The following is a 15,625-nucleotide window of genomic DNA, read 5'->3' as shown; positions in this document are numbered from 1 at the left end:
CGGGGAGTTCCTCTGTCGGCAGCAGTCCGGACAGGCACTGGATGACCCCGGTCAGCTGATCGAAACTTATTTTGCACAGCATCCCGAGGCGGAAGAACTGGTCATCACCAACCTGAGTTCAGCCTGTTTTTCCCCCAAAGACACCGTTCTGGAACTGCAGCAGCCGATAACCTGAACATTGCCCTCTGGCTTGTGCCGGGGGGCTTTTTGTTGGGATTTTCCGCTTGACTTTCTCATTATAGGAACGGTTATAGTGGTGTACGGTGCCGTTAATGCCATCCTGCCCATTGCCATCATCGCCCTGGCACCGGGGCTGATGAGCGGCGAAAATCAGCCTTTGCCTGGGGCAGGATGCATCCCGGGCAGACCTCGCTGGCAGAGGCCGTACACAGGGAAGACATCAGAATTTTTGCCCAGCTCAGCCGTGCCAGTACGGCAGCCGTCTCTGCGGTGACCGGACCTGGTTTCACCGGTAGGTACTGCAGGCAAAGCGCCGGGAAGCGGAAGAGGCCTGCCCGGTGGCGGTCCGGCTGGGCGGCTGTGGCTACCAGGAGGGCGGCAGTACCCTAGAGGACTGCGTGGCGGCCTGCCGGATTCCGGAACAAAGCGGCGCCGATCTGATCGGCGTGGGGCGGGCCATCTTCCACAACCCTCATGGGGCAGATTGAGGATCTGACCAAGAGAATCTCAGAACCCGAACCGTCCATCCGGCCGGACGACAGGCAAAATTTGCCTGCTGTCCGGCCGGATGCTTTTCTTCGCACAGCGGGTCTGTTATACTGTATTCAAAGCATAAGGAAGGGACTGAGGTGGCGTGAAACCGGGAACCGGCCAATATCCGCTGAAACTGTCTTTTGCCGCACGTTCTCCCTGCCGGTGACCTGGTATCGGCTGCGGCGGCCGTCATCATGCTGCCCACCATCCTCATCTATGTGATCTTCCAGCGGCACATCCTGGCCGGTGTTGCGGCGGGTGCCGTCAAAGAATGACCTGTTTCGGAGGAGATTTTCATGCCTGTCACATCCCCTGACCTTCGCTGGCTCACCGACCCCACCGTGTTTGCGGTGAACCGTCTGGACGCCCATTCCGACCACCTCTGCTGCCGCACAGCGGAGGAAGCCGCCGCCGGACGCAGCAGCCTGCGCCAATCCCTGGACGGCGAATGGCGGTTCGCCTACAGCCCCAACCCGGCCGCCCGCCCTGCCGATTTCTGGCGGGAGGACGCGGACCTTTCCGGCTTTGGTACCATCCGGGTCCCCGGGCATATCGAGCTCCAGGGCTACGGTCAGCTGCAGTACATCAATACCATGTACCCCTGGGACGGCCTGCGCGCCCTGCGCCCGCCGCAGATCGACTGGGACAACGCCCCCGTGGGCAGCTACGCCCTGGACTTCACCCTGGACGAAGGCCTGCGGGGCCAGCGGGTCTGCATCAGCTTCCAGGGGGTGGAGCAGGCCTTGTACCTGTGGTGCAACGGGCAGTTTGTGGGCTATGCCGAGGACAGCTTCACCCCCTCGGACTTTGAGCTGACGGATTGCCTCCGGGACGGCGTCAACCGCCTGTGCGTGGAAGTGCACAAGCGGTGCAGCGCCTCCTGGATCGAGGACCAGGACTTCTTCCGGTTCTCGGGCATTTTCCGTCCGGTGTTCCTCTATGCCAAACCCAAGGTACACCTGACCGACCTGTGGCTGGAGGCGGGCCTGGAACCGGACAACACCACCGGCACCCTGACGCCCCGGCTGAAACTGGAAGGGGAGACCGCGGACGCCCGCGTGACCCTGCGCCTGACAGACAGCGAGGGCTGTGCCCTGTATGACGGTCCCGTCACCGGGGATACCCTGGAACTGCCGGGGATCCAGCCCTGGAGCCATGCCACCCCCACCCTGTACCGGGCGGAACTGACCCTGTACGATGCCGACGGCACCGTGCAGGAGGTGGTGCCTTACCGCATCGGATTCCGCCGGTTCGAGATGGTGAACGGCATCATGTGCCTGAACGGGGAGCGCATCGTCTTCAACGGGGTGAACCGCCACGAATGGAACGCCGAGAAAGGCCGCGCCATCGACCCGGCGGATATGTACGCCGCCATGGAGGTGTTCCGCCGCAACAACATCAACGCCGTGCGCACCTGCCATTACCCCGACCAGAGCCTGTGGTACGACCTGTGCGATGAAAACGGCATCTACATGATCGACGAAACCAACCTGGAAAGCCACGGCAGCTGGCAGAAGCTGGGCGCCGTGGAACCCAGCTGGAATGTTCCCGGCAGCCTGCCGGAGTGGAAGGACTGCGTGGTGGACCGGGCCCGCAGCATGTTTGAGCGGGACAAGAACCACGCCGCCGTGCTCATCTGGTCCTGCGGCAACGAGAGCTATGCCGGGGAGGATATCCTGGCCATGAGCCGGTTCTTCCACGAGCATGACCCCGGACGGCTGGTCCATTACGAGGGCGTTTTCCATAACCGGGCCTTTGATGCCATCAGCGACATGGAAAGCCGGATGTACGCCAAGCCCCGGGAGATCCGGGAATATCTGGAATCCAGACCGGCCAAGCCCTTCCTCCTGTGTGAGTACATGCACGATATGGGCAACAGCCTGGGCGGCATGGAAAGTTATATCCGTCTGGCGGAGGAATTCCCCCAGTACCAGGGCGGATTCATCTGGGACTATATGGACCAGGCCCTCTGGCACACCGACGCCCTGGGCCGCCGGGTGCTGGGCTACGGCGGCGATTTCGGGGAACGTCCCACCGACTACAGCTTCAGCGGCAACGGCATCGTCTTTGCCGACGGGACCGAGAAACCCGCCATGCAGGAGGTGCGCTACTGGTATGCCAGCCCCGCACAGCGGGCGGCACAGGATGCCGCCAATGCAGCCGGAGCCCGACAGGCGGCCCAGCGGCTGGCCGCCGACCGGCAGAGCCGGGAACGCCGCCCCGCCCCCGACCTGCAGGTGGTCCGGGGGGATGTGAACCTGGGCGTGCTGGGCGACGGGTTCCGGGTGCTGTTCTCCATCCCGGAGGGCGGTCCGGTGTCCCTGGTATCCGGCGGCAGTGAGTGGCTGTACCGTGCGCCCCGTCCGGCGCTGTGGCGTGCCCCCACCGAGAACGACCTGGGCAACGGCTTTGCCCGCCGCAGTGCCGTCTGGCAAGCCGCCGACGCCCTGCCCGAATGCGCGGGCCAGACCGTGCTGGAAGCGGGCCCCCGCCGGGTGCGGGTGGCGTACCGCTTCACCTTTGCGGCTGTGCCCGGGGCGGAGGCAATCCTCACCTACACGGTGGATGCCGCCGGCACCATGACCGTGGAGGCGGATTATCACGGTGCCCCTGGCCTGCCGGAGCTGCCCTGCTTCGGCGTGCGGATGCTGCTGCCCGACCCGGTGGGCAGCACCGCCTGGACCGGCCTTTCGGGAGAAACCTACCCTGACCGGTACAAGGGCGGCATTTTCGGACGCCACCGGGAAACCCCTGCTGTGCCGGATTACCTGGTCCCCCAGGAGTGCGGCCTGCACATGGGAACGTACAGCCTGACCCTGGAAAAGCGGGCGACTTCCGGCCGCACCGCCGCCCGTCTGACCCTGGACGCGGCCGAAGCGCCTTTTGCCTTCAGCGCCCTGCCCTGCACGCCCCGGGAACTGGAATCCGCCCTGCATCCCTGCGAACTGCCTGCCACCGGCCGCACCGTCCTCACGGTGCTGGGGGCCATGCGCGGCGTGGGCGGTATTGACAGCTGGGGCGCCGATGTGGAGGAAGCCTACCGCCTGGATGCCTCTGCCCGCTATCATACAGCCTTTGTTATCCGGCTGCAGGGGAACTGACCGGTTCCCGGCACATTTTCCGTATATACAACAACACCCTCAAAGACCATCGGCGCTGCGCCGGTCTTTGAGGGTGTCGTTTTGTTACAGGGAAAAGGTCGCTGTGCGATAAGGGAGTCCGTCCTTGCGGCATGGCCGCACGAACCGGGTACGCGGGCCGGAAACGACCTCCACGGGACGAGACCGGCCAAACAGAGCGGAACAGGGGACCAGAAATCCGAACACTTGCCTTTGTTCCGTTTCGGGCCGGAAATCAGGCATGGCCATCCGGGGCTTCCGTGCCCCAGACTTCCAGCTGGGTCAGTGCCGGGAAGGGGCTGGGGTCATCGGCCTTTTCCAGATCGCACAGTTCCAGCCATTCCACCGTGCGGGGCGAAACGGAAAACCGCTGGGGTTCTGCCGTCTGGCTCAGGGTCAGGGTTTCCCGGCTTTCGTCGCTGAAGACCACCGCCGCACGGGTCCACCAGCTGTCATGGGGAAAGTCCGCCCGCAGGGTCAGACTCAGCTGACGGACCTCCACCGGCCGGCCGAAATCCAGCCGGAAACGGGCTCGGGGATCTCGGTTGATGCCCCAGCTCTGGTACGGCCATGCACCGTGGGCGCTGTTCTCGTAGATCCCGTCAATGGCATTCCGTGCCGCAAAGACCGCCTCGCCCCGGGTCTCCACATTGGCTGTGGCGTGGGGGAAAAAGCCGTGTTCCCCGTGGCAGTCGTAGGGATTCAGGGCCAGGTTCCGGCAGGCGGTGATCTCGTCCACCGTGGCGGTGCGGGCGCGGATCAGATGAGAGGAACCGGTAAAACTTTTGGGGGAATAGTTGACCCGGTTGTCTGCGGGGGGAATGGGGAAATCCATGGCGGACCCCTTTATATACACAAGGGCGGGCGGCATGGAGTCCTCCAGCTGGATGACGCAGTACATGCCGGAAGCACCGCATTCCAGGGCGATCCAGTCTCCCGCCTGGTAGGGGGCGGTGTGCACCAGGGAGACCTGGGATCCGGCCGGACTGACGGCCAGGGTCTCTCCCCGGGCGTTGAGAACTTTCAGCTTGATCATGGCCATTTCTGTTTCCTCTTTTCTTTTGGGAAGGGGGCCGCAGGGAACATCGGTTCCGGTCCGTCACCGCTCCTGATACAAAAAATACGAAAAATCTGCATAGCTGCGTCGGGCGTCCATGTCCTGGGCGCAAAGTCCCACCATGGCGCCGGTGAAAGCACAGCGGCCCCGGCGGGTCTCCACATAGTCATCGCTCAGGTGGTCGGCGGGCTGGACGTCGCCCAGGGGCTGCCAGCCTTCGCCCGCATCATGGAAGAAACGGGCCTGGGCGTGGTCCACCTCCACCTTCAGTTTCACCACCGCCCCGGTCAGCGGGACAGCCTCGCTGCCGTAGGAAAAATCCTTGTAATCGCAGCGCAGGACCCGGAGGATCCTGGACCGGCGCACTTCATCCCAGGTCACATAGGCGTAGATCCAGTTGCAGGTGTCGTAGAACAGCACCAGCCCCGCCACCTGCTGGAAACTTTCGGGGGAAAAGTCCAGTCTGGTTTCGGCGGTGAACCGGAAACTCTGCCAGCGTCGGGCAAACAGGGTCTGCTTGTGATGGCTGGAAAGGCTCTGCCCGCCGTACAGGCGCAGCCAACCGGGCCGGACCGTCAGGCTGTAGTCCTTTTCCGGGACCAGGGGGGTGCGCAGGGTCTTGAAGCTGGGCGGCAGGGGAGACGCCGGGGAAAAGTGTACGGCTTCGCTGTGGTCCCGCAGCTGTACCGCCTGTGCCGCCGCCCGGGGCATGGGCACTTCCAGGTCGGGGTGGCAGCTGCCGTTGATGAGCCGGGGCCAGCCGTCCACCCATTCGATTTTCTGCAGGGCGGTTTCCCGTCCCAGGGGGCAGCATCCCCGGCGGGTCAGCGGGCGGGCGCAGATGTGGGTGATGTACCATTCCTCGCCGATCTGGATAAAGCAGGCGTGCCCGCTTTTCTGCAGGGGATTGTCGGGATCGTCCCGGGCGGTGAGCAGCGGAAAGAAGGGGGATTCCTCAAAGGGACCTTCCAGCGTGCGGGCCCGGGCCACGGTGGCCGCGTGCATGTAGCCGGTGCCGCCCGCCGCGCAGAGCAGATAATACCAGCCGTCCTTTTTCAGGATCTGGGGCCCTTCACAGACGCCCAGGGAGGTGCCCCGGTAAAAATGGGACCGCTTGCCCACCAGCCGGCGGGTCACGGGATCAAATTCCTGGATGACCGTGCCGGCAAAGCCGGGATTTTCCAGCCGCCAGTCGAACAGCATGTTCAAAAAATAGTGCCGGCCGTCGTCATCATGGAACAGGGACGGGTCAAAACCGCTGGCGGTGACCAGGGTGGGATCACTCCACGGCCCGGTGATGTCCGGCGCCGTGGTGACATAATTCAGGGTGTCCTTGAAGGCGGTGGCGCTTTTCACGTCGGTATAGACCAGCCAGAACAGCCCGTCCGCGTAGGAGAGGTGCGGGGCCCACAATCCGCCGGAATTGTAGTTGCCCAGCATCTCGCTGGGGACCATCTCCCGGCGGGCGATGGGGGCGGCGGCCCAGGACCAGTTCACCAGGTCCCGGGAATGGTAGATCTCGATACCGGGCCACCAGTCAAAGGTGGAGGTGGCAATGTAATAATCCTGCCCCACCCGCAGGGCGCTGGCGTCCGGGGCAAACCCCGGCAGGATGGGATTGTGTATCCGATTGGCCATGGTGCATCATTCCTCGTTTTTCAGCAGGACGGCCACGCCGTCAAAATCTTGCAGACCGGTCAGGTACAGGGCCGGTCCGCTCTGGACCAGAATGCCCGGTCGGGCCAGGACTGCCATCACGGTGCCCCGCACCGGCAGTTCCAGCATTCCCGGCGCCTGGGCGAAGGTGTGGACCACCGCCAGGGTGGTGCCGGCCCCCCGGCGGACCAGGCCCTGCCAGCCCCGGGGGGCACGGTAGCTGGGCACATCCCGGCCATAGCGCCGGGTCTCGCCCCGGTCAATGACGGGGGCGGCTTTCCGGTAAAAGCGGATGCCCTGTTCGATCACCGCCCACTGTTCGGCGCTCAGCGCATCCGGCTCCCCCGAAAGGCACAGCCGGCCCAGCAGGCCGCTGCACAGCTGGTAATACAGCTTCTGCAGCGGCTGGCCGGCCTTGACCACCGCCCAGATCTGGCTCTGGCGGGGCAGGATCATCCGGTGCATGTTGGCCGCAATGACAGGGATCTCATCACATTCGTGGGCGTCGGAAAAGCTGGCCATGCAGCCCAGCTCCAGAAAGGCGTGGCAGAGCCGGTGCCCGCCGGAGGCGCAGATCTCCAGCACCAGATCGGGCAGTTCCCGGCGGATGCGGGCGAAAAAGGCGGTGCTGGCTTCGATCTGCCCGCGCAGGCCTTCCCCCAGACTTTCGGCGCCGTCGCAGCCCAGACCGATGGTCTCGTTGTAGTCCACCTTCAGGTAGTCCAGGCGGTTGTCCCGCAGAAAATCAATCACATGGCGGGCCAGATAGTCCTGTACTTCCGGCTTGCGCAGGTCCCAGAACCGCCGGTCACCCACCGTGATGGGGATGCCGTGGCGGTGGAGCAGCCAGTCGGTGCGCTGGAAGCAGTCCGGCTCATCCCGGCCGGCCATCTCGAACTCGAACCAGATGCCCGCCTTCATGCCGGCCTGGTGGATGGCATCCACCACCGGTCCCAGGCCGCGGGGAAAACTTTTTTTGCTGACCTGCCATCTGCCCAGGCGGCAGCCATAATCAAAGGGGCGGTCATCGTACCAGCCCGCGTCAATGACATAATACCCGATGCCCCGGCCGGCCAGGGACCGGACCTGCCGCAGGACGCTTTCCTCGGTGGGGCAGCCCCAGGTGGAGCAGAATTCGTTGAAGATCACCGGCAGTTCCCGCTCACAGTCGGGCAGGATGGCCTCGATGGCACGGCGGGTGTTTTCGGCCAGCGCCCGGGACGCCTGGTCCACGCCGCCCCGCACGGCGGTGAGAACGGCCTTGGGGGCGGTGAAGCTCTCTCCCGGCGCCAGGGTCTTGGACCAGGCACCGAATTCGGCATCCGCCAGCCCGCCGGACAGGGACAGACCGTTGTCTCTGCGGTACAGTTCCATCTGCCAGCTGCTGCCCTGGGTGGTGGCGGCCGCCCAGGTGATCTGCCGGACGGTGTCCTCCACCCCGCAGAAGGGGACATACCCCCGCACCGGCAGGCTGCCCACGCAGCCGAACCGCAGACTGTTGGCCGAACTGGGTTTCCAGCTCGGTTCCAGCTGCAGGTCCTCGGCCGGTTCGCTGACCAGCCGGCCTTCGGCGCTCCAGTGGGAGCGCATGCGGTGGATCACCAGGGTTTCGGGGTCCAGCCCCTGCCCGAAGGGGGAAAGACTGCCCAGGGTGAAGGAGGACAGCATTTCCAGGGTCAGGGGGACTGTGCCGGTGTTTTCAGCCGATACGGTCACCTCGGCGGCGGGGTTGTCCGCAAAGAGGGTCAGGGTATGGGTGTACGCCATCCCCCGGGGATCCTGCAGCCGGGTGGTGATGACGGTCCGGTCCGCCAGGGGCCGCACCGTCTGTCCCGCGTATTCCATGGCCAGGGTGGTGGGGCTGCTGCGCATGGTCTGCCCGCCGCTGAAAAAGGTGGGGGCATCGTCCTGGCGCAGCTTGGCCTGCACCAGGGGCTCGGCGGCGCAGTCGGTGCGGCAGATGCCGCTTTCCGTGCCGGCAGGCACCAGCAGCAGTTCCGCCGTGCCGGTCTCCCGCTCCCGGCGGTACACGGCGCACAGGCCGCCCAGGGTGGTCACGGACAGGATTTCACGGTTCATGCAATCACCTCATTTGTTGGTTGCCGGTCAGGTGGGCCCCACCTCCCGGGGCCGGTCTTCACAGCCCTGCCGCAGAACAGCGGGCCGTCCGTCCGGATGAAGCAGGGAAAAGTGCAGCCCCTGTGTGACCAGTCCCCGCACATTCCGCAGATCCAGGTGGGTGGTCCGGCTCCAGTCGGGCCAGTAGTTCTCGCTTCCCGGCCCGTCGGGGGTGCACAGCCGGTCCGGCACTTCGGGGTATTCTTCCGGCAGGGTCCGGGGGTCCACCCCGCCGATGGCGGTGTAGCAAAAGTCCCGGATGGTCACATCCTCTATGGGGTGCCGGACGTTGGCGTCAAAGCGGCAGCCTCCGAAGGCGGGACTGCCCATCACATCCCGGTCAAAACGGCGCTGGGTCAGGGCCATGGTCTCGTCATCCACCGCCGTAATGCCCGCAAAGTACAGGCGGGCGATCCGGCCGATGGGCGGCATGTGATCCAGTTCCAGGCTGCTGCCCAGATCATCCGGGCGGAACCGGTTGTTCAGTATGACGAAAAGGGGCCGCCGCACATTGTGCATGGCAATGTTGTGTACCATCACGTCGGTGATGGAGCCGCCCTCGCTGCACTCGATCTTGATGCCTTCCCGCCAGATGCTGCGCATGGTACAATTGCAGATGACCACGTTGGAGATGGGCCCGATGGATTTCAGCCCGATGCGGATGCCGACGCAGACGGAGGTGAAGGAACAGTCCGAAATATGGACGTCCTCCATCGGAAGTCCGCTGGATTGCAGGCAGAGGTTGTCGTCGGTGCCCTGGATATGGCATCCGCGCACATAGACGTGGCGGCAGCCGTCAAAGTCCAGCCCGTCTCCATTATAGTTGGTATGGTTTTCGATGTACAGGTCCGCCGCGTGCAGGAACTCGCTGTCCAGGAAGGCGGTGGTCCAGGCGGCGGCATTGACCAGATGCAGCCCGGTGAGCCGGACATGCCGGCACCGCAGCATCCGCAGCATCATGGGCCGGCAGATATCCCCCGGGTTGGGAAACCGGGCGGCGTTTCCGTCAATGGTGCCGTCGCCGCACAGCCGGATGTGTTCCGCGTCCGCCGCAAACAGAAAACAGCGGTCCAGTTCCGGCTCGTTGCGGTAGCGGTTGTGATGGGTGTCACGGCCGTAATCGGCAATGTCCGGGCTGGCAAGCAGCACCGCCCCGGCCGCGATCTCCAGGGTCAGGTTGCTTTTCAGATAAAGGGTGCCGCAGCAGAACCGCCCGCCGGCCAGCAGGACGGTCCCGCCCCGGGCGGCGGCCGCGTCGATGGCCGCCTGCACCGCGGCGGTATCCCGGGTCACGCCGTCGGCGACGGCGCCGAAATCCCGGGGATCAAACACAAAAGACATGGATCCGTCCTCCCCTCCGGTCAAAGAGACTGCAGCAGCACCACCGCCCAGGGAGGCAGGGACAGCTCAGCCTGCAGGACGCCCCGGTCGTCCGCGCGGAGCACTGTGCGGCCGGTGGCCCCGGCGGCCTGACGCAGGGCACGGGTCTGGTCGGGGGTCAGGTTTTCCGGGGCCCCCATCTGCCGCCAGAGGGCAGCGGCATCGCCGTGGGCTTCATCCAGCTGTTCCACCAGCACGGTCTGGCAGGGACGCAGGCCCCGCAGGTCCAGTGTCAGCAGGGCGGGGGTACCGTCGGCCAGCACGCGGGCGGCGGCATCATGATCGGGAAAGGCACACATGGGCACGGCTTTGGGCTGGGCGTCGGAATAATTCCAGGCCATGGCCCGCAGCTGCCCGTCCTTGCGGGTGATGATGCAGTCTCCGGTCCGGTACAGCAGGGTATCTCCCAGGCGGTGCATCATCCGGTAGACATGGTAGGCCGGCTTGGGGATGCCGTTGAAGTTGAACAGCCCGAACCCGCCGTGGAAGGGCAGATGCCCGCCGCCCAGCTCCTCAAAGATATCGGTGAAGGTCCAGTAGGAGAGACAGCGGATATTTTCGTTCACCGAAAGGGCCGCATCGGCTATATAGCAGGCAGCGGGCAGTTCATCGTGGGAGCAGTCCCGGCTGGAAGGGGAGGAGCTCCACTCGGTCAGACAGAGCTCGGCCCGGGGGTAAGCGCTGCGGGCCACCGCCTGCCGCAGCCACTCCACGTCCTCCTCCAGGCTGCGGCGCTTGCGGGTGCGCTTGCAGGTGTTGCCGTGCCCGTCCAGGGCCCAGTCGGTGGGGTAGGGATGGGCGGAAACAAAATCCACCGGCAGATGATGGGCGGCACAGTAGGCCAGGAACTCCTCGATCCAGACCCCGTGCCAGTCCAGGGCGTCCAGATCCTCCGCAAAGGCGGTCAGCTGCCGGGAAGTGTCCTCCACCTCGCCGTCAAAGCGGTCATCCGGCACAAAGTTGCTGGTGGCGGGACCGCCCACCCGCAGGGCGGGGTCCGCGGCCTTGACGGCCCGGGCGCTGGCGGCATACAGAGCGAAATACTGGCTGCGGGTACCGTTCCAGAAAGCATTCAGGTCCGGTTCGTTCCAGATCTCAAAATACCAGCGGCGGACCTCCTCGGCGCCGTAGCGCGCCACCCAGTGGCGGCAGGCCGCGCCCACCAGATCCGCCCAGGCGTCCAGGTCGGCGGGCGGGTCCACCCGGCCCTGCCACCAGAACTGGGTGCGGGTGCCGCCGGCCAGCACGGCGGGGCAGAACCCGAATTCCACAAAGGGACGGACGCCCATGGCAAGCAGGGCGTCGAACAGACTGTCCACATACTGCCAGCTGTAGCGCAGGGCACCGCTCTCGTCCCGGTAGCAGACATGCATATCATCGGTGAGCAGCCCGTGAAACCGGACATACTCAAATCCGCATTCCCTGTGGGCACGGCACAGCTGGGCCTGCCAGTCCGCACGCAGACCTTCGCAGGCTCTGCCCGCGCCCACACAGACGGAATAATGGTGGGCAAAGGGCTGACCGGCGGCACCCAGGTCCCCTTGCATGGCAATCACTTTCACAGGCATGGATCCCGCCTCCTTACCAAAGAAAAATGCCCTGCCCGGTCAGTTTCAGCAGTGCTTCCAGGAAATAGTAATCACCGTAGGTGAAGTTGACGTTGTGTTCCCGACCGTGGTAGTCGGCGGAGCAGTTGCACAGAAATCCGTCCCGGCCTTCGTCCCAGTCGGCGGTGTCGTCCAGCCGGTGCAGCATCTTCAGGGCGGGGGACAGGTAGACTTCCTGCTTTTCCGGCACCAGGTCCGCCAGTTCCAGCAGCCCGCAGGCAGCCACGGCGGCGGCAATGTCGTCGTACCAGCGGGGCTCTTCCGGCTGGCAGAAATCCACCGGAATGGCCCCATCGGCGGGAATGTGGGCGATGAAATAGGCGGCGATCTTTTCCGCCATGGCCAGATACCGCACCGCACCGGTGTGTTTGTAGCTCATCACAAATCCGTACAGCCCCCAGGCCTGCCCCCGGGTCCAGCTGGAACCCTGGGCATAGCCCTGCCCGCCGTAATCCCGCACAAAGGCGCCGGTCTCGGGATCAAATTCCACAATGTGCCGCACGCTGCCGTCGGCCCGCACAAAGTTGGCGGCCACCGTGTCGGCGTGGGTCATGGCGATCTTCCGGAAGCGGGGATCGCCGGTCTCCTCACTGGCCCAGTACAGCAGGGGAATGTTGAACATGCAGTCGATAATGGCCCAGCCCCGGGTATCCGCTTCCGAGCCGGGAATGTCGTTCCAGGCCCGGATAAACCCGGCGGGATTGAACCGTCCGGCCAGCAGGCTGGCGGCATGCAGGCCCCGGCGGCGGGCATCCCCGTCTGCGGTCAGGCGGTAATCGGCCACCGCGCTGGGCAGCCACATGAACCCCACGTCGTGGTGCAGCCCGCAGTAACTCCGGAAGCAGTCGTCCAGCCGCCGTTCGGTATAGCGCGCCACTTCCTTATAGGCTTCGTCCCCGGTCATCCGGTAGGCCTGCCAGAGCATGCCGGCCCAGAAGCCGTTGGTCCACCAGCACAGGCCGTCGTCCGGGGTGTAGGCACCGCCGTCCGCCTTGTTGTTGTGTACGCCGTCCACGGCACGGCTGGGGATTTTTTCGGCGCTGCGCACCCGCACGGCGCGCAGCTTGTGTTCAAACCGGCGGGCGGCGTCCTGCGCCCAGGCGGCTTCGGTCTTGTGGGAAAGCAGCATAGGAAGAATCTCCTTTTCTGTAAAATAAGGGAGTGTCCGGTACTTTTGTTGTCTCTATCTTATCATTTGGCCATGGCGGAAAAAAAGGCGGAAATTTAAGGGCAAAGTGGGATTTTTGCAGGCTTTGGCGGCGGAAAAAATCCTTTTGGCCTGCTGGTCCGGCAAGATGGTGAAGACAGGAGAAAATCTTTTGTGCATGTTGACGGCTCTGGAGCAAAATGTGGGCTTTTTTTAGTGAAACAAGTTAAATTCACCCACGTTGGTCTAAAAAAAGCGCCTGTTTCTTTGGCCGGCAATCCGGTACAATAATCACAACGAAAGGGGCACGGCCCCGAAGAGAACGCACAAATCCAACGAAAAGGAGAACACCATGAAAAAAGCATTGTCCGTTTTGATGGCGGCCGGAATGACAGCTGCCATGCTGGCCGGATGCGGCGGCACGGCGCCTTCCTCCGAGAGCACCGCAAGCACCGAGAGCAGCACCGCGGAAGCGGCCGCTGCCGAGAGCATTGTCACCGAACCCACCGAGATGACCTTCGTCTTTGCGGACGGCGACGACGCCTTCAAGACCCAGATGAACAAGATCGTGGATGGCTTCAATGAGAAGTATCCCGACATCACCATCACCATCCAGCCCGGTGACGGCGGCTCCTACAGCGAGTTCCTGAAGACCAAGGACAGCGTGGGCGAGTTCCCCGACATGATGGAGATGCGCGACACCGCCATGTATGTCCGCGCCGGCAAGCTGGCCCCCCTGAGCGACGAAGTGGCGTCCCTGTTCAGCTCCAATGTGGACTTTGACGGCGTGACCTACACCGCGCCCTTCTCCGGTGCCAACACCATGGGCATGATGTACAACAAGCAGTATTTCGCCGACAACGGCCTGGAGATCCCCACCACCTGGGACGAGTTCATCACCCTGTGCCAGACCATCCAGGACAAGGGCGACATGGCCCCGCTGGTCGTGGGCGGCAGCGATGTGTGGCATATCGGCTTCCTGTATGACCTGTGCTACGCCAACGACGTGCTGGAGACCGACCCCGACTTCATCGAAGAGTGCTACACCGGCGAAAAGAACTTCTCCGACCCCAACTACCAGCAGGCGCTGACCGATCTGAGCCAGCTGCTGGGCTTTGCGCAGGAAGGCTGGGCCTCCACCCCCGACGCCCAGATCACCACCTTCTTCGTCAATGATATGGCTGCCATGATGTTCTCCGGAACCCATATGTTCAGCCAGATCACCGACGCCGACCCTGAGTTCGAGTTCGGCTGGTTCGCGGTTCCCGACCGTGAGGGCAAGGTTTCCCTGCTGGGCGGCGGCACCGCCGGCGGCTGGGCCCTGAGCGCCGAAGCGGCCAAGGATCCCAACAAGCAGGCTGCCTTTGATGCCTTCTGCCAGTACTTCTTCAGCGATGAAGTGTACGGCGAGTACTGCGAGGTCATGGCTGCCATCCCCACCACCGCCACCATGCCCACCATGGACGTGAGCGAGCAGTTCCAGGATGTTCTGGACGCCCTGGAAAGCGCTGACTACCTGCACCTGATGTGGAACCAGGAGATCGGCAACAAGGAGCTGCCTCCCGACTTCCGCAACTTCGCCTACAAGACCTGCATCGAGATCGCCCAGGGCACCCGCGATGTCAACTCTGCCTCGGAAGAGCTGCAGAAGACCTGGGACGTTGCCCTGCAGAGCTTTAACCCCACCACCGGTCTGGGCGTAGCGTAAAAGCGTCAGACAAAAGGGGCGCGTTTCCCCGCCGGGATGCGCGCCCCCTTTCTTTTGACAAGATCGCCACACGAAAACGGAGGTTTCCCGACCATGCTGTCAAAAAAGAAGAAATTTGATAAAACGGCGTTCCTGTTCATTGCGCCCGCCTTCGTGCTGTTCACGCTGTTTATCACCGTGCCGACCATTTCCAGCTTTTATTACAGCTTTACTTCCTGGGACGGCATCAACCCGAACATTACCTTCATCGGGCTGGCCAACTACAAAGAGATTTTCACCAGTGCCCGTTTCGGCAATGCTCTGAAGAATACCGCCCTGCTGACTGTGGTGATCTCCATCTGTGAAAACGTGGTGGCGCTGGCCCTGGCCCTGCTGGTGGACAACGTCTGCCGTGCCAAAAATCTTTTCCGGGCCATCTTCTATCTGCCGGTCATCCTGTCCGGCATCGTCTCCGGCTTTATCTGGAAGATCATGTACAGCTACAACTTCGGACCCATCAACAAGGTCCTGGACGTGCTGGGTCTGGAAGCCCTCAAGCAGGACTGGCTGGGCAATGCGGACATCGCCATCTGGGCCGTGGCCGTGGTCATGATCTGGAAGGGCGCCGGCTACTACATGATCATCTACCTGGCCGCGCTGCAGGGGGTTCCCCAGGATGTGCAGGAGGCCGCCACCATCGACGGTGCTTCCGCGGTGCAGCGGTTCCGCTACATCACCCTGCCCCTGATCTCCGGCTCCTTCACCATCTGCTTCACCCTGTCCCTGATCAACGGCCTGAAGGTCTTTGACCAGATCGCCGTCATGACCGACGGCGGCCCCGGATTCGCCACCGAGACCATTGTCTATCTGCTGTACAAGTCCGGCTTCGGCGAAGGCCGCCAGGGATACGGCACGGCCGTGGGCGTGGTGCTGCTCTTCATCATCCTGGTGCTCAACAGCATCCAGTCCACCATTCTTCGCAAACGGGAGGTGCAGCTGTAATGGCAACCAAAACCGCACAGGTCACCGAGACCACGCCCCTGAACAAGCAGAAATTCAAGGCATCCACCGTTGTCACCTTCGTTGTCACGGCAGTTCTGGCCTTCCTCTTTGTCTATCCCATCTACTTTGCGGTGATCT

The 15,625-nt window shown here is 63.8% G+C and carries 11 protein-coding genes; 5 read left to right on the top strand and 6 right to left on the bottom strand.

Features of this window, described 5'->3' with window-relative positions; translation table 11 throughout:
* The first annotated feature begins 518 nt into the window (after positions 1-518).
* From Q0K17_RS07070 to Q0K17_RS07060, 3 genes are all read left to right on the top strand, one after another.
* The gene (locus Q0K17_RS07070; protein ID WP_294541368.1) at positions 519-668 is read left to right on the top strand and encodes a hypothetical protein; all 150 of its coding nucleotides are present in this window, start codon (positions 519-521) and stop codon (positions 666-668) included.
* A gap of 186 nt (positions 669-854) precedes the next feature.
* The gene (locus Q0K17_RS07065; protein ID WP_366776797.1) at positions 855-989 is read left to right on the top strand and encodes a hypothetical protein; all 135 of its coding nucleotides are present in this window, start codon (positions 855-857) and stop codon (positions 987-989) included.
* A gap of 21 nt (positions 990-1,010) precedes the next feature.
* Complete coding sequence (locus Q0K17_RS07060) at positions 1,011-3,815, top strand: glycoside hydrolase family 2 TIM barrel-domain containing protein (RefSeq protein WP_294541362.1); 2,805 nt, start codon at positions 1,011-1,013, stop codon at positions 3,813-3,815.
* A gap of 253 nt (positions 3,816-4,068) precedes the next feature.
* Here Q0K17_RS07060 and Q0K17_RS07055 read toward each other — a convergent pair whose 3' ends face one another.
* From Q0K17_RS07055 to Q0K17_RS07030, 6 genes are all read right to left on the bottom strand, one after another.
* Positions 4,069-4,869: a carbohydrate-binding protein gene (locus Q0K17_RS07055; RefSeq protein WP_294541360.1), complete on the bottom strand. Its 801-nt coding sequence runs from the start codon at positions 4,867-4,869 to the stop codon at positions 4,069-4,071.
* A 63-nt stretch (positions 4,870-4,932) separates the two neighbouring features.
* Positions 4,933-6,528 carry a glycoside hydrolase family 43 protein gene (locus Q0K17_RS07050; protein WP_294541355.1) on the bottom strand — a complete coding sequence of 532 codons (1,596 nt, stop codon included), beginning with the start codon at positions 6,526-6,528 and terminating at the stop codon, positions 4,933-4,935.
* Between the two features lie 6 nt (positions 6,529-6,534).
* Positions 6,535-8,625, bottom strand: a complete 2,091-nt coding sequence (locus Q0K17_RS07045; protein WP_294541350.1) for a glycoside hydrolase family 36 protein — start codon at positions 8,623-8,625, stop codon at positions 6,535-6,537.
* A gap of 27 nt (positions 8,626-8,652) precedes the next feature.
* Complete coding sequence (locus Q0K17_RS07040; RefSeq protein WP_294541346.1) at positions 8,653-10,005, bottom strand: glycosyl hydrolase family 28 protein; 1,353 nt, start codon at positions 10,003-10,005, stop codon at positions 8,653-8,655.
* Between the two features lie 20 nt (positions 10,006-10,025).
* Entirely contained in the window at positions 10,026-11,612 is a 1,587-nt protein-coding gene (locus tag Q0K17_RS07035; RefSeq protein ID WP_294541342.1) for a xylann 1,4-beta-xylosidase, read from the bottom strand.
* A 13-nt stretch (positions 11,613-11,625) separates the two neighbouring features.
* A complete protein-coding gene (locus Q0K17_RS07030) occupies positions 11,626-12,780 on the bottom strand; it encodes a glycoside hydrolase family 88 protein (RefSeq protein ID WP_294541340.1) in 1,155 nt (384 codons plus the stop codon).
* Positions 12,781-13,150: 370 nt separating this feature from the next.
* Here Q0K17_RS07030 and Q0K17_RS07025 point away from each other — a divergent pair, with 370 nt between their 5' ends.
* On the top strand, positions 13,151-14,506 hold the full coding sequence (locus Q0K17_RS07025) for an extracellular solute-binding protein (RefSeq protein ID WP_294541338.1): 1,356 nt from the start codon (positions 13,151-13,153) through the stop codon (positions 14,504-14,506).
* A 93-nt stretch (positions 14,507-14,599) separates the two neighbouring features.
* Positions 14,600-15,487 carry a sugar ABC transporter permease gene (locus tag Q0K17_RS07020; RefSeq protein WP_294541337.1) on the top strand — a complete coding sequence of 296 codons (888 nt, stop codon included), beginning with the start codon at positions 14,600-14,602 and terminating at the stop codon, positions 15,485-15,487.
* The last annotated feature ends 138 nt before the right edge of the window (positions 15,488-15,625 follow it).

Origin of the sequence: uncultured Gemmiger sp. (genome assembly GCA_944388105.1) — a bacterium.
Lineage (GTDB): Bacteria > Bacillota > Clostridia > Oscillospirales > Ruminococcaceae > Gemmiger.
This window is presented reverse-complemented; position numbering and strand designations above follow the sequence as displayed.